Source organism: Streptomyces sp. NBC_00376 (assembly GCF_036077095.1).
GTDB lineage: Bacteria > Actinomycetota > Actinomycetes > Streptomycetales > Streptomycetaceae > Streptomyces.
Genome location: NZ_CP107960.1, coordinates 4,227,372 through 4,251,691, shown reverse-complemented (window position 1 = coordinate 4,251,691; position 24,320 = coordinate 4,227,372). Strand labels below are relative to the sequence as shown.

Here is a 24,320-nt window from a genome sequence, read left to right as displayed (position 1 = left end):
CAGGGCCGGTCGGTGATCGCCCGGTTCCTCTCCGTACGGCGACGGGAGTCAGCGTGACCGCACTGCCTGTTCTGCCCCATGAACTGCACGGTGACGGCCCGCACAAGGTGATCGCGGTGCACGGCTGGCTCGCCGACCGGTCCGCGTATGCCCCCGTGCTGGCGGATCTCGACCGCGATTCGTTCCAGTACGCGGTGGTGGACCTGCGGGGATACGGAGAGGCGCGGGACGTGGCCGGCTCGTACACCACGGCCGAGGGGGCCGAGGACGTGCTCGCGCTGGCCGACCGGCTCGGCTGGGAGCGGTTCTCGCTGATCGGTCACTCGATGGGCGGCTCCGTCATCCAGCGGACGCTGGCCGCCGCGCCGCAGCGGGTGCGCAGGATCGTCGGGGTGTCGCCGGTCCCCGCGTCCGGCCTCCCTCTCCCGCCCGAGCAGTGGGAACTCTTCTCCGCGGCGGCGCACACCCCGCAGAACCGCCGGATCATCCTCGACACCACCACCGGAGGCCGGCGCCCGGCGGGCTGGCTGGACCGCATGGTCCGCCGCTCGGTCGCATGCAGTGACGTCAAGGCGTTCCGGGCCTGGCTGGACTCCTGGGCGGGCGAGGACTTCCACGACCAGGTCGAAGGCACACCCGTGCCCGCCCTCGCCGTCGTGGGCGCGCTGGACCCGGCCCTGTCCGCCGAGTTGCAGCGCGCCACCTGGATGCGTTGGTTCCCGCGGGCCGAACTGGTGGAGCTGCCGTCGTGCGGCCACTACGCGATGGACGAGGCCCCGCTCGACCTGATCCGCGTGATGGAGGACTTCCTGCGGGCGGACGCGGAGGCATGAGCGGTCCCGCCCCCGCCGAAACGCCCGTCCCGGACGTTTTCGACCCCAGGCAGTACGGGCAGGGCATCCCCCACGACAGCTACCGCCACCTGCGCGACCACCACCCAGTCTCCTGGCAGGACGAACCGGAGGTGCTCGGCTGGCCGGCGGGCCCCGGCTTCTGGGCGGTCACCCGGCACGAGGACGTGGTCCGGGTCCTGAAGGACTCCGCGACGTACTCCTCGTACGTGGGCGCCACCCAGATCCGCGACCCGGACCCCGCCGACCTGCCGTTCATCCGCCGCATGATGCTCAACCAGGACCCGCCGCACCACCGACGCCTGCGCGTACTCGTCAGCCGCGCCTTCACCCCGAAGCGCATCGACCGCTTCGAGACGGTCGTCCGCGAACGCGCCCGCTCCCTGCTCACCCGCGCGGTCGCCGAGGCGCGGGCCGGCGACGGAACCTGCGACCTCGTCACCCAGGTCACCGACGACTACGCCCTGCTCAACCTCACCGACCTGCTCGGCGTACCGGACACCGACCGCGCGCTCCTCCTCCACTGGACCCGACGCGTCATCGGCTACCAGGACCCCGACGAGGCCGGAACCCCGGAGCTCGGCCCGGACGGCAAACCGCTCAACCCGCGTTCCCCGTCCGCCCTGCGCGACATGTTCGACTACGCCCACGCCCTGGCCGCCCACAAGCGCCGCCACCCCGCCGACGACGTCATGACGTCCCTGGCCACGGACCCCGAACTGACCGCCCCCGAGCTGGAGATGTTCTTCTTCCTGCTGGTGATCGCCGGAAACGACACCGTACGCAGCGCGGCCCCCGGCGGCCTGCACCTCCTGGCGGAGCACCCCGAGGAGTACCGCCGACTGTGCAACGGCGAGGTGGGGTTCGCGACGGCCGTGGACGAACTCCTCCGCCGCCACCCCCCGGTCCTCACCTTTCGCCGCACGGCCCGCGAGGACACGGTGCTGGCGGGGACCCGTATCCGCACCGGCGACAAGGTGGTCGTCTTCCACGCCTCCGCCAACCACGACGAACGCGTCTTCCCGGCTCCGTTCACCCTGAACCTCACCCGCACCCCGAACCCCCACGTCTCCTTCGGCGACGGCCCGCACGTCTGCCTCGGCGCGCACTTCGCGCGATTGCAGCTACGGGTGTTGTACGAGGAGACGTGCCGCGCTCTTCCGGCATCGTTTGAACCTGCGGGTTCACCGAGGCGCCTGGTGTCGAACTTCATCAACGGTCTGAAGTCGCTGCCCGTGCATGTGGCTGGCACCTGACAGCCGGTCCGAGTCCCGGGTCGGCATCGTGGAACCAGCTGCGCATCGGGCGATCGCCACCCGGTTCAGGAAGACGGTCTTCCGACCCCAGGGGCAGCGCCCCGCGGAGAGGAACCTTCCGTCAGTCGCCCTGCAGTGCCCACCGAGGTGCAGCATTTCCTTCTTCATTCTCATTCCCTCACGAAATTTGTAGTCGAGCGGCGGCAAACGGGTAGACGTGGTCACTCGTCTGAATTGGCGGCATCCGGCCCCGAGACGTTTGTGCAGCAGGTGAGTGCAGTGCGCCCCCGAGCCTGAGCACGGGGTTTGCGATCACGCTGCATTTCACTCAAGGAGTCCAGGACCAGCGGTGCCTGAAACCACAGAACCAGGTGCTTGCCGATGCCGGGCAACTGAATCCACGTCCGGTGCAAGTCCGGGACAGCAGGCGGTCGCAGGGCCGCTGAGGCCAGCGCCGGTGTGCCGGCGGCGTAGGCACAGATGTTCCTGCGCGCTCCTGCGGTCCGGCCCGGCGCTTGAGGGGCTCGACCGTGGGGCGGGCGCTCGGCGCTCGCTCGGGGCAGGTTCGGACTTCGTGTCAGCCCTGAAGGGGGCCGCAGTGGGGGAACTGTCGGCCCGGTATCCCCTGCTCTGTTCCGGAGGGACAGTATCTGACTACACTCAAATCGGGCCGCCGAGCAGTCGGCGTGCCGTGGTGGTGATGGAGCACAGGACTACCCGTACGCCGCTTTATCTCTTCCTTTCACTCCGAGTTCGACGGAATGCATCAGAAGGGCGGAAATGGTATCCCGCGAACGTCTCGTAGAAGTTTTCGGAGAAGATACGGTCCTCCTTCTCGAGGAAGCGGTCCCGGAGGAACTCCGGCGGCAGCCTGCCGGTCAAACCCTTATGCACACCGGACTTCCCGGAAACTTGCTGGATGCGATTTCTTCCGTGCCTGGCCTGGAAGAGGGAGTAAAAACGTACAGCGAACATTGCGAAGAAGTCGGCATCGAATCGGATGAGCGAATTCGAGCAATGTATCGGATCGGCTTCGCGGGCAACGGAGACATCCTTGTCGAGCCTGCCACCGGAGATGTCTACTACGCAGTCCCCGAAGCCGACATCATCCGCCGGATCAACACGTCGGTCGACAAGTATGTCGAGGATCTTTGCACGCTAGAGGCGGAACGTGGACGTTTCGATTTTCTCGACGAAGAGGATGTAGCAATCCAGCGCGAGGAGCTTTCCGATGTGCTGCGGGAATCTGATGAGGCTGCCTGGGGCACCGCTTCCTCGTTCTGGCGCTGGATCATCGAGCAGATCAGCGCCGACGACTATCGCGTATTCTGATGTGCAGGTTCACCCGCCTGACATCAAATCCTCTGCCGCCTTTTGTTCCGCTTCCTTGCGCTCCTGGGCCTGTTTCCGGATTTCCTGAATCCGCTCGTCGGCCACCAGGTCGTTCACCTGTTTTGCGCGATCCTTGAGATGCTTGCGGAGGATTTTCATCTGCTGCTCCGTTTTATCGACCCCGCCGTTCGTGTCCAGGGACTGATAGTCCGGCCGTCGAGCCGCGAGCTCTGCGATCTCCGCTGCAGAGGAGTCGGCACTGCTGTCGAAGGAGGAAATCTCTTGATCGCTGAAGTTGGTTGAGCGTATCGAATCAAGGGTTATTGCGTGCACTTGCACGCCCGCCTTTTCTAGGATGGCCACGCCCAACTTCTGCGTATCATTCGTCCCACGCAGTTGATGCCACCGCAGTTCGTCCGGGACCGGCGGCGGGGTGGCGGCACCGGAGCTCCCTCCGGTCTGCTCGGCTATATCCTTCTGTGCTTTCTTGTATTCCTTCTGAACCTCCTCGATGCGCTTCCGCGTGTCCTCCTCGCTGGTTCCCCAGAAACGCCTGACCTTCGGCTCCGGCGGCGGCTTGGACGGATTCTTCTTCTGTGCCTCAGCACGGGCGTTCTCAAGCTGTTCGTGAGTGACAAGTGATTTGCTGGCAAACTGTTTGATGAGGTCACCGTTCCGCTTCCTCACCTCTTCGCTGATGACTGACCCGCCCCTGTATGGAGCTGTTACATTGGCCTTGGCGGTGACAGTGGCCCCGCGCTTCTCAAGTTTCCTGACAAACTCTGCGATAAAGTCTGCGCAGTTCACGCAGGAGCTTCTGTTGATGAACAGGTCCATATTGATTACGACGCCTTCAAGGCTGCCCTCTCCGTAGTCTCCCCAGAGCAGCCGGTCGAACGCCTGAATAACTTTCTCCTCTCCATGTGCTTCGGAATAACTTCGCATGAACTTCTTGTCCGAAGCCTCCATGTTGCTGCTCTCGAATGTCTTTGTGTTCCTGCTCTGTGACGCACTCTTTCCGCTCCAGGAAATTATGCCTCGTGCATAGGTGGGAGGCGCCCACTCCTTCTTTTTGTCAGTGCCTCCGGCGGGATTAATTTCCATCTTTGCCGAATCCTGGTTCAGTGTCGCCCAGCCTCTTATCTCATGGATCCACGGGATTTCTGCGAACTTGTCCCCAGGTTGCGAAACGGTGTCCACGTCGTCGGCAGAGTATTCCGGGTTCACCTTCGCTCGAATGCGAACGGAAGTTTTACCGTGGGTTCCGGTGACAAACGAAAGACTGGTCAGTCCCTGGCGCTTGTAGTGGCTCTCTATCTCGCGCAGTATGGACTTCGCCTGGGTCGGTGAAACTCCGCCCGCGACCCGGCGGGTGGCCTCCTCTGCCGCCTTGCGGGCCAGTTGTGCAAGCTCTTTCTGGGACTTCCCGGCCTTGGGATCGTGAGGATCCCCCTTCTTGCCTTTGAGTTTGTTCCAGAGGGCTTTGCCTTTTTTGGTGATGAAGTTGACGATTTTGTCGATGGCGCGGTTGACGGGGCGGGATACGGCGTAGAAGACGGATTTGACCTTGTTGGCGAGGGATCCGATGCCGAGGAGCGAGGCGAGGAAGCCGATGAGGAGGGGGACGCTGGCGGCGAGGGCGGTTTCGACCATCTTGGGGACGCCTGCCGAGCCGCCGTTGGCGATGGCGATGACCGCGTCCAGGACGGCGTTGACGAATTCCACGATCTGGGCGCCCTGGTTCACGATGAACGTGACGATGTCGATGATTCCCTTGACCGCGCGGACGAAGGCGGAGGCGGGGTTGAGGAGGGAGATGATCCAGGTGATCCCGGCGATGATGACGGTGGGGATCAGGTAGCTGGTGAGTTTTTCGAGGATGGTGGCCTTGAGGTCGCCGGCCTCGGACTCGATTTCCTTGACGGCGCCTGCGGGGCCTTCCGTCGCGAGTTTCTTTGCGACGGGGACGGAGGACTCGACGGCGGTCATGGCCTGGTCGGGGATGCCCTTGCGGGTGATGCGGGCGCGGATGTTGGCCCAGGTCAGGCCGAGGAGGGAGCCGATGAGCTGGATGATGCCCTTGAGGTCGAACTTCTGGGGGAGTTCCAGGCCGGCCTTGACCGCGGTGCCCAGCAGCCAGGAGACGACGCCGGTCTTGAGGTGCTCGGCGATGTTGGTGATGAAGAGGTTGAGGCCGGCGCCTACTGCCTTGACGAGGTTGCCGAGGAACCCGATGGGGTCCTTGATGATCTTCATGATGGCGGAGGCGGCCTTGGCGAGGATGCCGAGGAGGAGGTTCTTCAGTTCGTTGATCGTCTTGATGACGCCGACGATCGCGTCCTTCGCCTTGTCGACCAGGCCCTTGTTGGCCTCCTGGAGCTTCTTGATCTCCTCGTCGACCTTGTTCAGGGCAGCGGTGTATTTCTGGGCGAGGTCCTGGACGAGCTGTTCGGACTTCTCGTTGACCGTGGCTTCCAGGTCGTCGAACTTGCCCGCGAAGTCGGTGGCGGCTTCCTGGCCGAACTCGCGTAGGTTTGCGGGGAGTTTGTCGACCTCGGCCTTCAGCTCGGTGCGGCCCTTGGCTATGCGGGCCTTGGCCTTGCCCAGTTCGGTGCCGATGATGTCGGCGACGGACGAGATGACCGTCTGCATCTGGGAGACGTAGAGCTTGCGGGCTTCCTGGAAGAGGTCGTTGGCCTCCTTCGGCATGCCCATCAGCTTGTCCTTGGCCCACTTCGCGGGGCCGAACATGCCTGAGTAGCGCTTGTCCTTGTACTTCTTCATGCGGCGCTTGTGGTCGGCGGTGAACGCGTCGCGGGCCGCCTCCTCGCCTGAGGTGAACGCTTCGTCGACCTTCTTGTCCAGGCCGGACAGGGTGGCCTCGACGTCCTTCTTCGTGCCGTCGTAGACCTTCTGGAGCTTGGCGGTGACCTCGGCGCGCTTCTTCTCGTCCTTGGACTTCGTCTCGCCCTTGCCGCCGTCGACCTGTTTGCCCGCCGAGGTCCTGGTCGCGGTGAGGGCGTTCATGGCCTGGGCGCCGGAGGCCGCCGCTCCGGCCTTGGCGGTGCTCAGTTGCTGGGCCTCGGCGGCCTTGCCCTTGGCGGGGGCCTTCGCGGAGTCTGCTTCCGCGGTCTTCTTCGTGGACAGGGCCTGATCGAACTCGGGCTCGTTGCCCTTGGCCAGCTGGTCCTCGGTGACCTCGGCGTCCGCCATCGCCTGGTCGTTGGCGGCCGGGCCCTCGGAGAAGTCCGTGACCGAGGCCGGCTGATGGGCGGGGATGGCGTCTGCGGCGGAGGGGGCGCCGGGGTTGGCGGGGGGCTGGTCGGGGGTCATCGGGGTGACGGGTTTGTCCTTGGCCGCCGAGGTGTCCGGTGGGGCCTTGGTGGCCGTGTCGATGTCCTTGGCCGAGGAGTCCTTCCCGTCCTTGACCTTCCCGTCGACCTCGTCCTTGATCTGGTCGGCCTTGCCGGACTTGGAGAACTTGTCGGCCTGGTCGAGGTTCTTCGGGGCCTGGGCGTCGATGGCCTTGTTCACCGCGTCGATGAACGCCTGCTTGTCGAACTCGCCGGGCTTCGCGGCGTTCATCTTCTCGGCGTTCGCGGCCTTGCCCTGGGCCTCCTTGTCGTCGGGGGGTGCGACGGCCGCGTCCTGTGCTGACTTGGACTCGGCGGCGGCGGGGGCGTGTGCGGCCAGGTGGACCTTCTTGGCCGCCACGTCCGCCTTGACCTTGCGGAAGCCGGGGGCCTGGGCGGGGGACGGTTTCACCGGGGTCGTGTAGCGCTGGGCGACCAGGCGGGAGACGGCCCTGTTGCCCGCCGCGCGTTGCAGGCGTTGCACGCTGCGGGGGTCGGGGGCCGGGCGGTCGGCCGGCGGGCGGTGGGATGGGGGCGTTTGGGAACGTGACACTTCGGGCTTGAGTGTCACGTTCTCGCGATGGGGGGTACCTCTGCCGTCGGAAGCGGAGGCGGGGTCCTTCTCCGGAACCGCCTTCATCCGCCCTCCCGGCCGCGCATGTGCCCTGTCGGTGTCCCAGGGTGTGCGCAGTGCTCGCGGGGTACGCAGGACAGGCGCACCGCGGTCCGGGGCAGCGCCCGGCAGCACGTACAGCACGACGGCGTTGCCTGATCGGGCAGGGGCCGGTGCACGGGCGGGCGGCCGTGTGTCCGTTCCCGGTGATCGCCGGTGTCGCGAGAATTGCGGGCGTTCCCGGCCAAGGAGAGACTCACATGCCGTCGTACCTGTCCCCGGGCGTCTACGTCGAAGAGATCGAGTCCGGATCCCGGCCGATCGAAGGGGTGGGCACCTCGGTCGCCGCTTTCGTCGGCTTCGCCCGCAAGGGCCCGTTCGACGAGCCGACGCTGATCACCAACTGGAGCCAGTTCGCCGGCACGTTCGGTGACTTCGTCGACGGTACGTATCTGGCGTCCGCCGTGTACGGGTTCTTCGCCAACGGTGGCGGCGTCTGTTATGTGGTGCGTATTGATGACGGCACTGAACTCCCCGCCGAGGGCGAGGGTGAGGGCGGCGAGGCCGTCGGGCAGCTGCCCGCGGGGGCGGAGACGCAGCTCGGGCCGTACGCGGTGAGGCCCCGCCCCGGCGTGGCCGGAGAGATCACCGTAGAGGTGGCCGAGGTGGAGGGGGACGATCCGCCCTCCGACGTCTTCCAGCTGGTCGTGAAGCGGGACGGTCAGGTCGCGGAGACGTACGCGAGCGTCACGACCAAGCGCAGCAAGGAGAACGTCGCCACCCGGGTCAACGCCAAGTCGGAGCTCATCGAGATCCGTGAGACCGGGCGCGGTGCCGCCCCGGCCAGGCCCGCGACGCAGAGCGTGACACTGGCTCCGGCGGCACCCGCATCGCCCGCCGCCGGGGCGCTGACCCCCGAGCTGTACGTCGGCGATCCCGACCGGCGGACCGGGCTCGGCGGGCTCGAAGCGGTCGAAGAGGTCACGACCATCGCCGTGCCGGACCTGATGAGCGCGTACGAACGCGGTCTGCTGGACCTGGAGTCGGTCATCGCCGTTCAGCAAGGGCTCATCAGCCACTGTGAGTTGATGGGTGACCGGGTCGCCATCCTCGACCCGCCGCCGGGACTGAGCCCGCAGCAGATCCGTGCCTGGCGCACCGACCGCGCCAACTTCGACTCCAAGTACGCCACGCTCTACTACCCCTGGATCCGGGTCGCCGACCCCTCGTCCGGGCGCGCCCGGCTCGTACCGCCGAGCGGCCACATCGCCGGGGTCTGGGCCCGCAACGACGAGTCGCGCGGGGTGCACAAGGCCCCCGCCAACGAGGTCGTACGCGGTGCGGTCGCCCTGCAGACCCAGCTGACCAAGGGCGAACACGATCTGCTCAACCCGATCGGCCTGAACTGCATCCGGTCCTTCCCCGGGCGCGGCATCCGGGTCTGGGGCGCGCGCACGCTGGCCTCCGACCCGGCCTGGCGCTATCTGAACGTCCGGCGCCTCTTCAACTACCTGGAGGAGTCGATCCTCGCCGGTACGCAGTGGGTCGTCTTCGAGCCGAACGACGACGCGCTGTGGGCCCGTATCCGGCGCACGGTGTCGGCGTTCCTGGTCAACGAGTGGCGCAAGGGGGCGCTGTTCGGGCTCACCCCGGAAGAGGCGTTCTACGTCAAGTGTGACCGCGAGACCAACCCGCCGGAGAGCATCGACGCAGGTCAGGTCATCTGCGAGATCGGGGTGGCACCGGTCAGGCCGGCCGAGTTCGTGGTCTTCCGCCTCTCCCAGCTGACCGGGGGCACCGGCGGCGTCGACGAGTAGCGAGGCCTGGTCCCCCTAGGTCCACCAAGCGGTAAGAGCCGTAAAGGAGCCTGTTGTGCCACTTCCCGATCTCGACAGCACCGTCGGGGCCTCCTTCGGCCTCGAATTCGACAGCGTCGTCATCAAGCAGATCACCGAGGTCAGCGGTCTGAAGATGGAGCAGGACGTCATCGAGCTGAAGCAGAACACCGCCGACGGCCGCTACGCCATCAAGAAGCTTCCCGGCAGGCCGAAGGCCGGTGAGGTGACCGTGACCCGCGGTCTCACCGAGGACAACAGCTTCGAACGGTGGATCAAGGACTCCCGGTTCGGCCGGATGACCGCGGCCCGCCGCAACGGTGCGGTCATCGTGTACGACCACGAGGGCATCGCCATCAAGCGCTACAAGCTCATCAACGCCTGGCCGAAGTCCCTGGAGATCGGGACCCTCAAGGCCGGTGACACCTCGGTCCTGACGGAGAAGCTCGCGATCACGTACGAAAGCATGGAACTCGACTGATGCGACGTACGACAGAGACGCCCGCGCCGGCCCCGGCCCCGGCCGGGGGGACGGAACGACGGTCCGGTCAACGGGAGCCGCTCCGTACGGAGTTCACCTTCGAGCTGCCGCGCGGGTACGTCGACGAGACGGGCGCCGTGCACCACACGGGCGTCATGCGGCTCGCGACCGCGCGCGACGAACTCGTGCCGTTGCGGGACGACCGGGTGCGGGAGAACTCCGCGTACCTCTCGGTCGTACTCATCGCCAGGGTCGTCACCCGGATCGGCACGATCGACGACATCCACCCCGGCATCATCGAGGACCTCTTCGCCTCCGACCTGGCCTTCCTCCAGGACTTCTACCGGCGGATCAACGCCGAGGGACACACCCGTGCCGCCGTCTCCTGCCCGGCCTGCAAGGAGGAGTTCGCGGTGAATCTCGCCGGTGGCCGCCTGGGGGAATCGTGACGTACGCGGCCGACCTGCTCTACGAGGAGGTCGCGTACCTCGCCTATCACTTCCACTGGCCGCTCGATGAGCTGCTGGACCTGGAACACCCGGAACGACTGAGGTTCGTCGCACAGGTCGCTCGCCTCAACGGGCAGTAGCGAACAGCGCAGGGAGGGCGGGAAAATCCATGGGCCTGATGTCCTGGCTGCGCGGCGGCGGGCGTACGGAGACGGGTGCGGGGACGGGTTCGGCGACGGGCAGTGCGGGCGCCGGTCCGGTGGCCGCGCCGCGCGAGCGGGTCGATCCGGCCGAACTGCCGCCCATTCAGCGGACCTTGAGGGCTCAGGATCTGGTCATCGATCCTTCCGGGTTCCAGGGCTCGCTCTCCACCCGGCAGGACACCTCGCTCGGTACGCCCCTCGGGCACCTGGTCAGCCCGGACGCGCCCACCGGACTGGTGCACGGGATCACCGCCCCGGCCGCCCCGGTCACCGTGGAGCGCCCGTCGCCGGTGCAGCGGTCCGCGGAGCGCCCGGGGGAGCCGCCGGTCCGGACCGGGTACGTACCCCTGTCCGTGTCCATGCCCGTTCCCATGGCTGTGCAGCGTGCTGTCGCGGGGGGTGCGCCCGCGATGACATCGGCCGGGGAGTCGGCCGTGGCGGAGTTGCCGGTGCGGAGGCTGGTGGGCGAGCAGCCGCTCGTACCGGCCGTGGCTCCTGAGCCGGCGCCGGAGTCCGCTGCCCCGCCGCCGTCCACGGCCCCGCCCGTTCAGCGTTCGGTGCTGCCTGCGGCCCCGGACCGGCCCCGGCGGGCGCCCGGTCTCGGTGCGCCGATGTCCGCGCTGCCGCCCACGGCGCAGCGGCAGGCCGCCCACGACGGTCCGGAGACGGCGGGGGCGGGCGGGGGAGCCGGTGAGGTGACCGGGGGTGTCGAGGCAGCTGGGAACGCTGAGGCCGCTGGGACCGCTGGGACCGCTGTGTTCTCCGGGGCGTCCGGGGTACCGGAGCCGGCCGCAGACACCGGTGGGCCCACTGCGCCGTTGCTCGGTGACTCGCCTCTGCTGCCTGCCGCGTCGGAGTCCGTACCGGCGGCTCCCGCACCGGCGGTGCAGCGGACGTCCGCCGTGCCCGCGTGGGCGCCCCTCTCGCCGCCTCCGCCCACCGGCCCGGTCGCGCCCCTGCTTGCCGACCGGCCCGTGACGCTCCAGTCCGGGCCGGGCGGCGGTGCCGGCGGCGGCACCGTACAGCGTTCGGCCGTGGACGGGGCTGCAGGGGGGCCTCCGGCCGGTTCGGGGCCGATGTCCGGGGCGCCGGTCTCGCCACCGATCCCTGCGGCGTCGTCCGCGCCGGACTCCGTTCCGGTGCGCTGGACGTCCGACCGGGAGGGCGTGCCCTCGGTGACGCCGGCCGCGTCCCTTCCGGCGGCGTTGCAACGTACCGCCGTGCCTCCGCCCGCCCCGTCGCCTCCCGCCCTGCAACGTCAGGCAGTTGGCGGGCCGCCGGTGCCGCGTTCATTGCCGGGTTCCGGTAGCCGGGCCGCGCCGTCCACCGCCCCCGTGCCGGAGCCGACCTCCTTCACCACGGCCGGTTCGGCCGCCGTGGCCGCCGGAGTCGCCCAGCGGATGGCGGACGGCAGCGTCGTCTTCGGGTCGCCACCGCCGTCGTACTCGGCGCCCGTCGTGCAGCGCGAGACGGAGAGCGAGGAACCACCACCTCCGGATCCGCCCCAGGAGGCGGCGGCCGAAGCCGATTCCCAGCCGGAACCGGAACCCGGGCCCACGGCCGACGCCCACGGTGCGCCGGGCACTTCCGCGGCCCCCTCCGCCTCCGGTTCCGCCACTGGTGGAGCGCCCGTCGTCACCGACGAGCTGGTGCGCGCCCTGTACGCGCCGCTCAGCAGGCTCTTCAAGGCCGATCTGCGGCTGGAACGCGAACGAGCGGGATTCCTCATCAACACCAGGCACTGAGATCCACACCAGGCACCGGGATTCACACCAGGCACTGAGATCGAGAGGTACGGACCATGGCCACCGCCCAGGAGAACGACCCCGCCGTCAGTGTCTGCTTCGTCGTCACGATCGACGACATCGAGCTCGGATCGTTCAACACATGCGACGGGCTGGGCTGTGAAGTGGTGCTCGAAACACGTGAGGAGGGCGGCAACAACGGGCATCTGTGGCAGCTGCCGACCCGTCTGAAGTACTCGAACGTCAAGCTGTCCAGGCCGCTCACCAAGGAGACCGAGAAGGTCGCGCGCTGGTTCGCCACCATGACCACCGGTTTCAGCCGCAAGACGGCGCACATCGAGGCGCGGACCGGCGACGGGCAGAAGGTGGCCCAGTGGGGGCTGCTGGAGGTCGTGCCGGTCCGCTGGACCGGGCCCTCCTTCTCCCCCGAATCGCCCAAGGTCGCGATGGAGACGATCGAGATCGCCCATCACGGCTATGTGATGGAGGGCTGAGCGTCGTGAGCGGTGCCGGTCCCATCGCCTTCAGTGCCGCCGGTACGTCGGGGGCATCGGCCGCGAAGTCGGGCAGGGGAGGTTCGGCCCGGCCCAAGCTGGAGCACGCCTATCTGGAACTGCGGACCCCGCCGACCGGCGGCGGCCTCACCCCCGGCGGCCCGTGCGGGCGGATCGACTTCCAGTTCAACCCCAAGGAGCTCAGCCTCACCAAGGCCGCTTCCTGGAAACGGAGTCCGGCCAAGGGCGCGAAGAGCTCCGGGCCGCCGGAGTACCAGGGCTCGCAGCCCAGCAAGCTCACCGTGGAGATGTTCTTCGACGCCAGCGACACCCAGGACACCCGGGTGGTGACCTCCGTGGAGCAGCTCTTCGCCTGCTGCGTGCCGACCAACGAGACCCGGCAGCAACAGCGGTCCTCGCCGCCGTGGGTGGTCTTCCACTGGGGCGGGCTGACCGGGTTCCCCGGCTACGTCAGCCAAGTACAGGCGAAATACACCCTGTTCACCACGTCGGGCGTGCCGATCCGGGCCGTCTGCCAGGTGACGATGGAGGAGATCAGCGGCGACACTCCGGGCCAGAACCCGACCTCGGGTGCGCTCGCGGCCCGCCGGGTGCACCGGCTGGGCGCCGGGGACTCGCTGCCCTCGCTCGCCCAGCGCGAGTACGGCGACCCGGCGGCCTGGCGGGTGATCGCGGAGGCGAACGGGATCGACGACCCGCTGCGGCTGGCCCCCGGACGGCAGCTGCTGCTCCCCGCGCTGGACGAGCTGAACCGGCTCGAAGAGGCCAGGGACGGAGGGCGGTCCTGATGGCGCAGCCGGGCGTCGCGACGGCGCTGGTGGTGGAGTTCGGCGGCAGCCCGCTGCCGCCGAAGTTCGTGAACACACTGGTCGAGGGGTACGTCGACGACAGCCGGACGCTGCCCGACCTGTTCCTCCTGCGGTTCCGCGACCCGGACCGGGTGCTGCTGGAGCAGACCGGGCTGAAGATCGGCAGCGAGGCCCGGCTGCTGGCCCGCGCGGGTGGCGACTCGGCACCGAAACCGCTGCTCAAGGGCGTCGTCACCGCCCTGGAGGTGGAGCTCGACGAGACCGGCACGTTCACCGTCGTACGCGGGCTCGACGAGTCGCACCGGCTGTTCCGCGGACGCCGGGTGGCCAGCTACCAGAACATGACGCTCGCCGACATCTGCGCCCAGGTCGCCCAGCGCGCCGGACTCAAGCCGGGCACGGTCGACGTGGCAGGTCCGGTGCTCGAACACATCGCCCAGCCCAACGTCACGGACTGGGAGTTCATCCGGGACCTGGCCGAGGAGGCGGGCGCCCAGGCGTATGTGCTCGACGGCCGGCTGCACATCACCCGGCCCGCGGAGGCGAGCGGCGCACCGGACGGTTCGGCGCGCGCCGACCGCGATCCGCTGGTCCTGGAGATGGGCAGCAACCTGCTGCGCTGCCGGGCCGGGGTGTCCTGTGCCGAGCAGGTCTCCGAGGTCGAGGTGCGCGGCTGGGACGTCAAGGCCAAGCAGCCGCTCGTCGGGCGGGCGCCCGCCGGGAAGTCGGCGACGCTGGAGCTGGGAGTGAGCGCGGCCGAGGTGACCGCCCCGTTCGGCGAGGCGCGCTTCGTGGTCACGGACGCGGCGTACGGGGCCCAGGCGCAGGTGGACCAGGCGGCGAAGGCCCTGGCGGAACGGATCGCCGGGTCGTTCGCGGAGCTGGAGGCGGTGATCCGGGGGAACCCGGAGGTGCGGGCCGGCAGCGCGGTGGCGCTCAACGCGGTGGGGGCGCCGTTCGAGGGGCGGTACACGGTCACGTCGTCCCGGCACGTCTTCGACCCGGTGCGCGGGTACGAGACCTGGCTCACCGTCTCCGGTCAGCAGGAGCGTTCGCTGTTCGGGCTGACCGGCGGCGGGCCGGGCTCCGGCGGGGCCGGTGGCGGGGGCGGGTCGCGGTGCGCGGGGCTGGTCAGCGGGACGGTCACGGACACCCACGACCCGGAGGGCTCGGGCCGGGTCAAGGTGCGGTTCCCCTGGCTGTCGGACGAGTACGCGAGCGACTGGGCGCGCACGGCGCAGTCCGGCGGGACGAGCGGCGGCGAGGCGTTCATCCCCGAGGTGGGCGACGAGGTGCTGGTGGGGTTCGAGCACGGGCACCTGGACCGCCCGTACGTCCTCGCAGGTCTGTACAACGGGAAGGACCGGCCGTCCCAGGGAAGCGGCAGCGGGGGCGGAGGCGGTGGCGGGGGACCGGCCGGCGGTGGGCCGGGGGGTGCGGCCGGGGCCGTGACCGGCGAGTCGTCCGCCTCGGGACCCGCTTCGGAATCGGCCCCGGGAGCCCCGCTCGTCGACCCGACCAGCGGGGCCGTCAACCGTCGCTCGGTCGCCTCCAAGGGCGGCAACCAGCTGGAGATCCTGGACGACGCCAACGGCCCGCAGGGCGTACGCCTGCTCACCGGCGACGGAAAGCTGAAGATCGACCTGGACCGCAAGGGCACCGTGATCGTGATCAACAGCGACGGCAGCGTGAACATCGAGGCCAAGCAGCAGGTGTCCATCAAGGCGGCCCGCGGGGTCGCGCTGGACGGCGGGCAGGGAACCCTCGAACTGAGCGGCGACAGCGTCACGTTGAAGTCCCGCAGCGGAGTGAGCGTCGACGGCGGGAACGGCGAGGTCAAGCTCGCCACCGGCGGCACGGTGGCGGTCCGGGGCGCCCAGGTCGCGGTCGACGGAACGCAGCGCACCGACATCAAGGGCGGCTCGTCCCTGTCCATCAACGCACCCATGGTGAAGATCAATTGACCGCGCGGACGCGCCGATCGAGAGGAACGCACTGCCATGTCAGCAGCCGCGGCGGCAGCCGCACGGGTCGGTGACCCCACCGGACACCCCGGCACGGTCGGGCCTCCCGGCGTCCCGTCCGTGCTGATCGGCGGGCTCCCCGCCGCCACGGTCGGCACCCCGCACCTGTGCGCGTCGCCGCCGCCGGCGGTGCACGCCCCGTCCGCGATCGTCCCGCCCGGCAGCACCACGGTGCTGATCGGCGGGCGGCCCGCCGCCCGGGTCGGTGACCGGGCCGCCTGCGGCGCACCGATCGTGTCCGGGTGCCCGACGGTGCTGATCGGAGGCTGAGCGGCCATGGGACAGGAGTTCATCGGCGCGGGCTGGGCCTTCCCGCCGCGCACCGACGCCACCGGGTCCATCGCCCTGGTGCGCGGCGAGCACGAGCTGGAGGAGTCGATCCGGCTGATCCTGGCGACGTCACCGGGCGAGCGGCCGATGCGGCCCGAGTTCGGCTGCGCCGTCAACGACTACGTGTTCGCCCCGGCGGACGCGGGCACGGCCGGGCAGCTCGCGTACGAGGTGCGGCTCGCGCTGGACCGGTGGGAGCCCCGGATCGAGGTCACCGAGGTCGTCGTCCGCTTCGACGAGGCGGACAACGGCGTCCTGTACATCGACATCGGCTACACCGTGCGGGGCGCCAACGACCCCCGGAACCTGGTCTTCCCGTTCTATGTGATCCCGCAGCACGAGGAGGTGGACGGCGCGTGACGCTGCCCAGCCCGTATCTGGACGACCGCCGCTTCCAGGGCCTGGTCGACGAGGCGAAACGGCTCGTCCAGCAGCGCTGCCCGGAGTGGACCGACCACAACGTGTCGGACCCCGGGGTGACCCTCATCGAGGCCTTCGCGACCATGGTCGACCAGCTCGTCTACCGGGTGAACCGGGTCCCGGAGAAGAGCTATCTGACCTTCCTCGACCTGATCGGGGTCCGCCTCCACCCGCCCACGGCCGCTCACACCGATGTGACGTTCCGGCTCTCCGCGCCACAGCCCGAGCCGGTACGGGTGCGGGCCGGCACGGAGGTCGCGACCGTACGCACCGAGACCGAGGAGGCGGTCGTCTTCACGACCGTCGGCGAACTGTCCATCGTGCCCTGCGAGTTCGCGCACCTCGCCACCTGGCCGACGTCCGGCGACGCCCTGGACCGTACCGAGGAGCTCGCGCTCGGCCGGTCCGTACCCTGCTTCGGCACCACGCCCGCGCCCGGCGACGCGCTCTACGTGGGCCTGTCCGCGGCCGTCCCCTCGGGGGTCGTCGTGCTCCGGCTGGACTGCGCCGTCGAGGGCGTCGGCGTGGACCCGCTGCGGCCGCCGCTGGTCTGGGAGGCGTGGGACGGCAGCGCCTGGGCGGCCTGCGAGGTCGAGAAGGACGACACCGGCGGCTTCAACCGGTCCGGTGAGCTGATCCTGCATCTGCCCCAGGGCCACACGCCCGCCGTCGTCGTGCGCCGGACCGGCGGGTGGCTGCGCTGCCGCCTGGTGGAGGCGGAACCGGGGCAGCCCACGTACATGGCGCCCCCGGTGGTCCGCCGGATCACCGCGTTCACGATCGGTGCGACCGTCGGCGCGGTGCACGCCGAGACCGTCACCGACGAGGTGCTCGGCCCGGCCGAGGGCGTACCCGGCCAGACCTTCACGATCAGCCGCCCGCCCGTCGTACCCGGCGAGTTCGTCGTCGAGGTGGCGGACCCGGCGGGAGGCGGCCCGCAGGACACGGAATGGACCCGGGTCGACGACTTCGCGCACTCCGGCCCCGAGGACCGGCACATCACGCTCGACCCCAACTCGGGGCGGGTCGAGTTCGGTCCGGCGGTACGGGAGCGGGACGGCTCGATCCGCTACTACGGGAAGGTGCCGCCGAAGGGCGCCACCGTACGCGTCCGCTCGTACCGCACCGGCGGGGGCGTGCGCGGCAATGTCGCCCGCTCCACCCTCCGGGTGCTGCGCAGCGCCATCCCGTACGTGGCCCGGGTGGAGAACCGCAGCCCGGCGCTGGGCGGGGTCGACGGCGAGACGGTGGAGAGCGCCCGGGTGCGCGGACCGATGACGCTGCGGACCCTGCACCGGGCCGTCGTACCGCACGACTACGAACTGCTGGCCCGAGAGGTCGCACCCGACGCGGCCCGGGTGCAGTGCATCCCGGCCGGCGAGGACTCGGCCGTCGAGGCGGGCGGGGTGCGGCTGCTCGTCGTACCGGCCGGGCGCAGCGACGAGCAGGGCCGGATCCGGTTCGACGAACTCGTCCCGCCGCAGCACACCCTCGCCCTTATCGCGGGCCATCTGGACGAACGGAGGCCGATCGGGGCCCGGTTGGTGGTCGAGCGGCCCTTCTACCAGGGGGTCACGGTGGTCGCCACGGTCCAGGCCCGCAGGGGTGTCGTGCTGGAGCGGGTGCGCGAGGAGGCGCTGACCGCCCTCTACAGCTACTTCAACCCGCTGAGCGGCGGACCGGGCCGCGACGGCTGGCCGTTCGGGCGGCCCATCCAGTCGGGCGAGGCGTTCGCCGTACTGCAACAGGTGGCGGGCGTGGACCTGGTGGAGGACGTACGCCTCTTCCCCGCCGACCCGGTGAACGGGCAGCGCGGCGAGCCCACCACCAAGATCGCGCTGGACCGGCACGCGCTGGTCTTCAGCTACGAGCACCAGCTCCGGGTACGGGAGGCCTGACCGCCATGCGCACAGCCGTGACCGGCCTGCCGACACCGCACCCGCTGATCGAACAGCTCCCGGCGGTCTACCTGGAGCAGGACTTCCTCCAGCGGTTCCTCGCGGCGCTCGACGACGTGCTCGCCCCGGTCCTGCTCTCCATCGACAACCTGCCCGCCCACCTCGACCCCCGCAGCGCGCCCGAGGACTTCCTTGCCTGGCTGGCCCAGTGGGTGGCCGTCGACACCCGCTCGGACCATCCGGTCGAGCAGCGGCGTGCGACGGTGCGCGGCGCGGTCGAGCGGCACAGCAGGCGGGGCACCCGGCGCGGTCTCGCGGAGGCGGTGTTCCTGGAGACGGGGATCGAGCCGGAGATCGTGGAGAGCGGCGGTACGGCGTGGTCGACGACGCCGCACACCCGGTTCCCGGGCGGCCCGCGGCCGTGGGTGACGGTCCGGGTCCGGGCCGCGCAGCCGTACCAGGTCGACCGGGTGCGGCTGGAGGAGCTGATCCGTACGGAGATCCCGGCACATGTGGGCTTCGACCTGGAGGTCCTGTGATCTGCGAGTCGTGCGGCCAGAACAACGCGCCGGGGACGCAGTTCTGTACGTCGTGCCAGGCGTTCCTGGAGTGGGAGGAACCGGAGAGCGGGACCCCGGCGCCTTCCACCGCTCGGCCGCCCCGGGCACATTGGGCTCCCCACGTTCCTCCGGTCGCCCCCGTGACACAGCCTCAGCCGTCCTCTCAGCCTCAGCCGTCCCCTCAGTCTCAGCCGCAACAGTCCCCGCAGCCCTCATCCCAGCCCCCACCCCAGCCCCCCGTTGCCGCGACCGCCGCCCCGCGTCGCCCCGGTGACGAGACGAGCGATCCCGTGCCGGGGCCCGAGGCGCTGCCCGACGTACCGCCCGAAACCGCGAACACACCCCCGGGCCCGTCACCCGTCGTGCCCGTCCGCTGCCCCAACTGCCGTACGGAGAACGCCCCGGACCGCACCCTGTGCATCCGCTGCGCGCTGCTCCTGGACCCGGGCCCGCCACCCGATGTGCGGCCGCCCTGGTGGCGCCGGATCTTCCGGCGGCGACCGCGTCAGGCGCCCACCGCGGGCACCCGGCCGAGGCGCCGGCTGTGGCGCCGCCCCGGTCTGGCCCTGCCGATCGTGCTGATCGTGCTGGCGTGCGGCGTCTGGTTCGCCCTTCCGCGCCTGTCCGCCTGGTTCGGCTTCGCCAAGGACGAGACCGGGACACCGGAGGCGGTGCCGCCGACCCGGTTCCGGGCCTCCAGCACGGCTCCGGGGCACCCGGCGGGGGCGGCGTTCGACGGCTTCAACAACCGTTACTGGGCGCCCTCGGCCGCCGGACCCGACACCGGGGCGGGCCAGTACGTGGAGTGCGACTTCGAGCAACCGGTACGCGTACTGAAGCTGGTGGTCTTCTCGGGCACCTCCGCAAAGATGGACGAGTTCCTCACCCAGGCCCGTCCGGCCAAGGTCACCGTTGTGCTCACCTCCGCCGACGGAACCAGCGTCAGCAGGAGACTGCGGGTCAAGGACCAGCCGGGCCAGCAGACCTTCGACCTGCGCGGTTCGGAGATCGTCAGGGCCCGGCTCACGACCGACACCACGTACGGAGCGGGCCCCGGCCGGCGGCTCGCCGTCGCCGAGATCGAGTTCTTCGGCCGGAGGCCCTGAGACCGGAGGCCCTGACGCGGGCTCATCCAGCCGACAGCGCAACCAGGTTGTCCGCCTGCGCGAGACCGCTCTCCTCGACGACCTCGCGCACGCTCTGCGCCTCGCGCACCAGCGCGAACCGCACCCGCCCCTCGGCGTCGGTGCGGTAGCCGTACACCGCGGGCCGGGGCAGCGAGTTGTACGAGAAGTGCGAGGAGAAGTAGTACGCCCCGGTGTCGTACAGCGCCACCACGTCGCCGGGTTCGACGGCGGGGAGTTCGCGCGCGGTCGCGGTGAGGTCCCCGGCGAAGCAGCAGGGGCCCGCGATGTCGACGGTCTCGGCCGGACCCTGCTTGGGGCGGCCCGAGGCGTCGAAGACCCCGACGCGCAGCGGCCAGGAGCCGGGCATGAACACGGTACGGGTGGCGACCTGGGCGCCCGCGTGCGTGACCGCGATCCGCCGGCCGCCCGCGGACTTGGTGTACTCGACGACGGTCCCGATCGTTCCGCTCTTGGCGAGCAGCGAGCGGCCGAACTCGGTGACGAGGGTGTAGCGGCCGTCGAAGAGCCCCGGTACGGCCTCGCGGAGTCCGGCGACGTAATCGGCGTACGTGGGCCGGTCCTCCTCGCCGTCGAAGTTGACGGGCAGGCCGCCGCCGATGTCGATCCCGGTGATCCGGGCCCGGCCCAGCCGGGTGTTGATCCGCTCGGCCAGCTCGTACGCCGTACGGATGCCCTCGGCGACGAGCGGCAGCGGACAGCCCTGTGAACCGACGTGCGCGTGCAGCCGGTTGAGCCAGGGGCGGCGCTCGAACGCCTCGATCACCGAGTCCTCGGCCCCCGCGTCACGCAGCGCGACGCCGAACTTCGAGGTCGCGGTCGCGGTGCTCATCGCGCCGATGGACCCGGCTCCGACCTGCGGGTTCACCCGGAGGCCGATGGGTCCGGCGGCTTCCCGGCCGGCCAGCAGGCGGTCCACCCGGGCCAGTTCCTGGAAGTTGTCCAGGTTGACCGCGATGCCATGGGCGAGCGCGAACTCCAGCTCCTCGACCGTCTTCGCGGGGCTGTCGAAGACCAGCCGCTCGTACGGGAACCCGGCGGCGAGGGCCTGCTCCAGCTCACCGGGCGAGGCCACCTCGCACCCCATCCCCGCCTCCGCGAGCAGCCGCAGCACCGGCACGAGGCCGCACGCCTTGGCCGCGAACGTGTGCTGCACCGGGGCGGGCCCATCGAACGGCCCCTCGAACGCCTTGTTCAGCGCGTCCACCGTGGCGAGCACACCGTCCACGTCGAGCAGACCGACCACGGGCGAGTGCGGACCGAGCAGCCCGTCCTCGACGGCGCGCGCCAGCGCCGCCGTGCGGCGGTCACCGCGCCGCCCGGCCACCGAGCCTGAAGTCATGCCAACCATCACAACGCCCCTCCGTCTGTCTCGCCGTCATCTACGGACAGCTTCGGCGCGCGGGGCCCGGCACGTCTTCGACCGACACGACGACGCCTGCCCGGATCCTTTGCCCTGCCGGACAACCGAACGATCAACGGCGGCGCGTACGGTCCGTACCGGGCGGCCGGCGGGCCGAGAGCCGCAGCCCGATCTCCGCCAGCAGCCGCACGGCGGGGTCGGCCGGATCGACGCCGAACAGCTCCCGGGCCCGGCGCAGCCGGTACCGGAGGGTGTTGGGGTGCACATTGAGGCGCCGCGCCGCCGCGCCCGTGTCGCAGGACGCGTCGAGGTACGCGGTGACCGAGTCGCCGTACGCCGAACCGTGCGCCCGGTCGTGCTCCACCATCGCGTGCACCGGCCCCGACAGCGACCCCCACAACGGCTCCACCCGGTCGAGCAGCCGGAGCACCCCCGCCTCGGGGACCACCTCGTCGTACGCCGCCACCGCCGACACCACCTCCCCGGCCGGCCGCCTCGCGGCCCGCTCCCGCAGCACCCGCACCACCAGCTCCGCGGCCTCCCGCGAGGCGGGCAGCCCCGACAGTCCGGCCGCCACCGGCCCGGCACCCGCGAGGACCACGTCGCGCGGCACCGACCGCACGGTCGCCAGCAAGGAACGCGACGGGTCGGCCTCCCCGTCCCCGGCCGGGACCAGCACGTACAGCTGCCGCCCGGACCGTGCGGTCACACACCCCGGCCGGTACGCGGCGGCCTGGAGCGCGAGCACATCCAGCACCCGCTGCCCGGTGGTGACGGTGGAGAGGGCCTGCTCTTCGCGCACGTCGTACGCCTCCGCGACCACCACCGCGTACGGCCGGTCCGCCGTGATTCCGGCCTCGTGCGCGGCCCGGACGTTCCCCTTCAGCAGCGCGTGCGCAGCCCCTTCCCGGGCCCTGGCCGCCGCCCGGCCCCAGGTCTGGTGGTGGGACAGATGGGGCACGGCGGCCCGCGCCGCGGTGCGCAACGCCGCCACCGCGTCCCCGGCGAGCGGCCGTCCGTCGGCGGCGGCCCAGATGGACCCGAGCACCTCGGGCCCGTGGCGGACCGCGATGGCCAGCCGTTCGGCGTACCGCGCGTCGGCGGGCAGCCGCACCACGTCCTCGGTGCTCCACAGCGCCTGGAAGAAGCCGCTCTCGCGGAGTTCGACGACCCGCCAGCGCGGGACCTCCTGCCCGAGGATCGTCAGCCGGCGCATCGGATCGGGTTCGTGGTCCATCCGCGAATAGGCCAGCACCCGCGACTGCGGGTCCTCGATGGTGATGGCCCCGCCGACCAGGTCCGCCACCGTATTGGCCAGCCCGGACAGGTCGCCGAGCCGCAGCGCCCCCACCCCGGCACCTCCGGCGGCCCCGGCCGGGGCACTGTGCACCAGGGCGGTCCGCAGTCGGCCGAGCACCTCCGTCCAGCCCTGCCCCGGTCGCCGGGCCAGCAACGCCGTACGCCCCCGGCCCGCGGCCTCCAGCAGCGCGGCCCGCGGCCCCCGGGCGCCCCGCCGCATCACCACGGCCGCCGCCCCGGCCCGGTCGGCGGCGCGCAGCACGTCGATCGCCTCGGGCGAGGCGACCTCCACACCGACCGCGAGCAGGACCGGACCGGCCGCCGCCCACGCGTCGTCGAGCCGTTCCGGGGCACCGTCCTCGCACTCCGCGCCGCCTTCGTCCTCCCGCACCTCGCCCGGGTCGAGCAGCACCACATCGGTCACCGGCACACCGGTACCGCGCGGCGCCACGACGACATCGAGCATTCCGGGGTCGATCAGCCCGAGGATCTGCTCCAGCGAGGGCCCGGTCTCGCGCCGGTCCGGTTCGTGCGTCGGCATCCGCCCATCATCGTCCGGACGGCCGGCTTCAGGAACGGAGCCCGTCGGGCCGGCTTCAGGAACGGAGCCCGTCGAACGAGACGTTCAGATGACGGGGCCCGCGCAGCACGGCGTTCTGCCGGTACGGGGGCGGGTCCTCCACCAGCCGTGGGGCGTCGAGCCGCTGGGCGAGGGCGGTCAGGGCGAGTTGGGCCTCCAGCCGGGCGAGGGGCGCGCCGAAGCAGTTGTGGATGCCGCTGCCGAAGCCGAGGTGCTGGATGTCCGGCCGGTCGGGGTCGAAGCGGTCGGGGTCGGGGAACCGTTTCGGGTCCCGGTTTCCGGCGGCCAGGACGAGCCAGACGGAGGCGCCCTTGGGGATGGTGGTGCCGCCGATGTCGATGTCCGCGAGCGTGGTGCGCTGCGGGAGCAACTGCACGGGCGGCTCGAAGCGCAGCAGCTCCTCCACGAGCGGGACGGCCAACCGCGAGTCGTCGCGGAGCCGTTCGAGGACATCGGGGTTGCGCAGCAGGGTGAGCGTCCCGTTGGTGATGAGGTTGACGGTGGTCTCGTGACCGGCGATCAGGAGCAGCGCGGCGGTGCTGAGCACCTCCATCCGGGTCATCCGCCCGTCCGGGCCGTGCTGGGTGACCAGCGCGGAGAGCATGTCGTCACCGGGGGCGCCGCTGCGTTCGTCGATGAGCCCGGAGAGGTACATCCCCAGTTCGGTGCGGGCCTCGTGGGTGGCGCGGCGCTGCTCACCGGGGTCCCCGCCCGGGTCCGGGTCGAGTCCGGCGGCGATGGTGTCGGCCCAGGCGTGGAAGCGGGCCTCGTCCTCGCGCGGAATGCCCAGCAGTCGGCAGATCACGGTGACGGGGAAGGGGTACGAGAAGTCGTCGACGATGTCGACCTGCTTCCGGTCCCCGAACCCGTCGATGAGGCCGTCGACGATCCGGGCCAGTTCGCCGCGCATGCCGTTCACGCGCCGGGGCGTCTCCGGCGGCCCGAACGGGCGCATCGTCATCCGGCGCAGCCGGTCGTGCTCGGGAGGGTCCAGCCGCAGGAAGGCGGGCGGCAGCGGTGAGGCCTCCTCCTCCTGGAGCAGGGTGCCCGCGGCGCCGGGGGAGAGGTTGCGGGCGTCCGAGCTGATCCGGGGGTCGTGCAGCAGACTCTTGATCTCCCAGTAGGTGCTGACGACGAACAGCTCGTCCCCCTCCTGCCGTACCGGCTTCTTGCGCAGCTCGGTGTAGAGCGGGTACGGGTCGGCACGGTTGGCGTAGTCGGTGATCTGCCGCAGGAGCGTGTCTTGCGTCATGGTGGCG

At 70.5% G+C, this 24,320-nt stretch carries 20 protein-coding genes; 16 read left to right on the top strand and 4 right to left on the bottom strand.

The window, feature by feature from the left end:
- The first annotated feature begins 53 nt into the window (after positions 1-53).
- The 3 genes from OG842_RS19180 to OG842_RS19170 all read left to right on the top strand — a co-directional run bounded on the left by OG842_RS19180 (position 54) and on the right by OG842_RS19170 (position 3,439).
- Positions 54-833, top strand: a complete 780-nt coding sequence (locus tag OG842_RS19180; RefSeq protein ID WP_328512399.1) for an alpha/beta fold hydrolase — start codon at positions 54-56, stop codon at positions 831-833.
- Complete coding sequence (locus OG842_RS19175) at positions 830-2,107, top strand: cytochrome P450 (protein ID WP_266731133.1); 1,278 nt, start codon at positions 830-832, stop codon at positions 2,105-2,107. Before OG842_RS19180 ends, OG842_RS19175 begins: the two co-directional genes overlap by 4 nt.
- A gap of 780 nt (positions 2,108-2,887) precedes the next feature.
- Entirely contained in the window at positions 2,888-3,439 is a 552-nt protein-coding gene (locus OG842_RS19170; protein ID WP_266731132.1) for an SUKH-4 family immunity protein, read from the top strand.
- A 9-nt stretch (positions 3,440-3,448) separates the two neighbouring features.
- Here the strand turns inward: OG842_RS19170 and OG842_RS19165 are convergent, their stop codons facing one another.
- Positions 3,449-7,276 carry a phage tail protein gene (locus tag OG842_RS19165; RefSeq protein ID WP_266731130.1) on the bottom strand — a complete coding sequence of 1,276 codons (3,828 nt, stop codon included), beginning with the start codon at positions 7,274-7,276 and terminating at the stop codon, positions 3,449-3,451.
- A 389-nt stretch (positions 7,277-7,665) separates the two neighbouring features.
- On the opposite strand from OG842_RS19165, the gene OG842_RS19160 reads away from it, so the two are divergent.
- The 13 genes from OG842_RS19160 to OG842_RS19100 all read left to right on the top strand — a co-directional run bounded on the left by OG842_RS19160 (position 7,666) and on the right by OG842_RS19100 (position 19,780).
- Positions 7,666-9,222: a phage tail sheath family protein gene (locus tag OG842_RS19160; protein WP_266731128.1), complete on the top strand. Its 1,557-nt coding sequence runs from the start codon at positions 7,666-7,668 to the stop codon at positions 9,220-9,222.
- A 55-nt stretch (positions 9,223-9,277) separates the two neighbouring features.
- Entirely contained in the window at positions 9,278-9,721 is a 444-nt protein-coding gene (locus OG842_RS19155) for a phage tail protein (protein WP_072488539.1), read from the top strand.
- Positions 9,721-10,170: a hypothetical protein gene (locus tag OG842_RS19150; protein WP_266731126.1), complete on the top strand. Its 450-nt coding sequence runs from the start codon at positions 9,721-9,723 to the stop codon at positions 10,168-10,170. Before OG842_RS19155 ends, OG842_RS19150 begins: the two co-directional genes overlap by 1 nt.
- The gene (locus OG842_RS19145; protein ID WP_093549683.1) at positions 10,167-10,310 is read left to right on the top strand and encodes a DUF6760 family protein; all 144 of its coding nucleotides are present in this window, start codon (positions 10,167-10,169) and stop codon (positions 10,308-10,310) included. The genes OG842_RS19150 and OG842_RS19145 overlap by 4 nt, the downstream gene beginning before the upstream one ends.
- A 29-nt stretch (positions 10,311-10,339) precedes the next feature.
- Positions 10,340-12,118, top strand: coding sequence for a hypothetical protein (locus tag OG842_RS19140; protein WP_266731123.1), 1,779 nt, complete (start codon positions 10,340-10,342; stop codon positions 12,116-12,118).
- Positions 12,119-12,174: 56 nt separating this feature from the next.
- The gene (locus tag OG842_RS19135) at positions 12,175-12,612 is read left to right on the top strand and encodes a phage tail protein (RefSeq protein WP_266731122.1); all 438 of its coding nucleotides are present in this window, start codon (positions 12,175-12,177) and stop codon (positions 12,610-12,612) included.
- 5 nt (positions 12,613-12,617) lie between these two features.
- Positions 12,618-13,421 carry a CIS tube protein gene (locus OG842_RS19130; protein WP_266731121.1) on the top strand — a complete coding sequence of 268 codons (804 nt, stop codon included), beginning with the start codon at positions 12,618-12,620 and terminating at the stop codon, positions 13,419-13,421.
- Positions 13,421-15,406 (top strand): VgrG-related protein, encoded by a 1,986-nt coding sequence (locus tag OG842_RS19125; protein WP_266731120.1) that lies wholly within the window; start codon positions 13,421-13,423, stop codon positions 15,404-15,406. Before OG842_RS19130 ends, OG842_RS19125 begins: the two co-directional genes overlap by 1 nt.
- 36 nt (positions 15,407-15,442) lie before the next feature.
- On the top strand, positions 15,443-15,736 hold the full coding sequence (locus tag OG842_RS19120; protein ID WP_266731118.1) for a PAAR domain-containing protein: 294 nt from the start codon (positions 15,443-15,445) through the stop codon (positions 15,734-15,736).
- Positions 15,737-15,742: 6 nt separating this feature from the next.
- Positions 15,743-16,156 carry a GPW/gp25 family protein gene (locus OG842_RS19115; RefSeq protein ID WP_124720016.1) on the top strand — a complete coding sequence of 138 codons (414 nt, stop codon included), beginning with the start codon at positions 15,743-15,745 and terminating at the stop codon, positions 16,154-16,156.
- Complete coding sequence (locus OG842_RS19110) at positions 16,153-18,114, top strand: putative baseplate assembly protein (protein ID WP_266731117.1); 1,962 nt, start codon at positions 16,153-16,155, stop codon at positions 18,112-18,114. The genes OG842_RS19115 and OG842_RS19110 overlap by 4 nt, the downstream gene beginning before the upstream one ends.
- A 5-nt stretch (positions 18,115-18,119) precedes the next feature.
- Positions 18,120-18,653 carry a phage tail protein gene (locus tag OG842_RS19105; RefSeq protein WP_266731116.1) on the top strand — a complete coding sequence of 178 codons (534 nt, stop codon included), beginning with the start codon at positions 18,120-18,122 and terminating at the stop codon, positions 18,651-18,653.
- Between the two features lie 311 nt (positions 18,654-18,964).
- A complete protein-coding gene (locus OG842_RS19100) occupies positions 18,965-19,780 on the top strand; it encodes a discoidin domain-containing protein (protein ID WP_266731115.1) in 816 nt (271 codons plus the stop codon).
- Positions 19,781-19,802: 22 nt separating this feature from the next.
- Here the strand turns inward: OG842_RS19100 and OG842_RS19095 are convergent, their stop codons facing one another.
- The 3 genes from OG842_RS19095 to OG842_RS19085 all read right to left on the bottom strand — a co-directional run bounded on the left by OG842_RS19095 (position 19,803) and on the right by OG842_RS19085 (position 24,313).
- Complete coding sequence (locus tag OG842_RS19095; RefSeq protein ID WP_266731114.1) at positions 19,803-21,161, bottom strand: diaminopimelate decarboxylase; 1,359 nt, start codon at positions 21,159-21,161, stop codon at positions 19,803-19,805.
- Positions 21,162-21,294: 133 nt separating this feature from the next.
- On the bottom strand, positions 21,295-23,022 hold the full coding sequence (locus OG842_RS19090) for a PucR family transcriptional regulator (protein WP_266731112.1): 1,728 nt from the start codon (positions 23,020-23,022) through the stop codon (positions 21,295-21,297).
- A gap of 55 nt (positions 23,023-23,077) precedes the next feature.
- Entirely contained in the window at positions 23,078-24,313 is a 1,236-nt protein-coding gene (locus OG842_RS19085; protein ID WP_266731111.1) for a cytochrome P450, read from the bottom strand.
- Between the last annotated feature and the right edge of the window lie 7 nt (positions 24,314-24,320).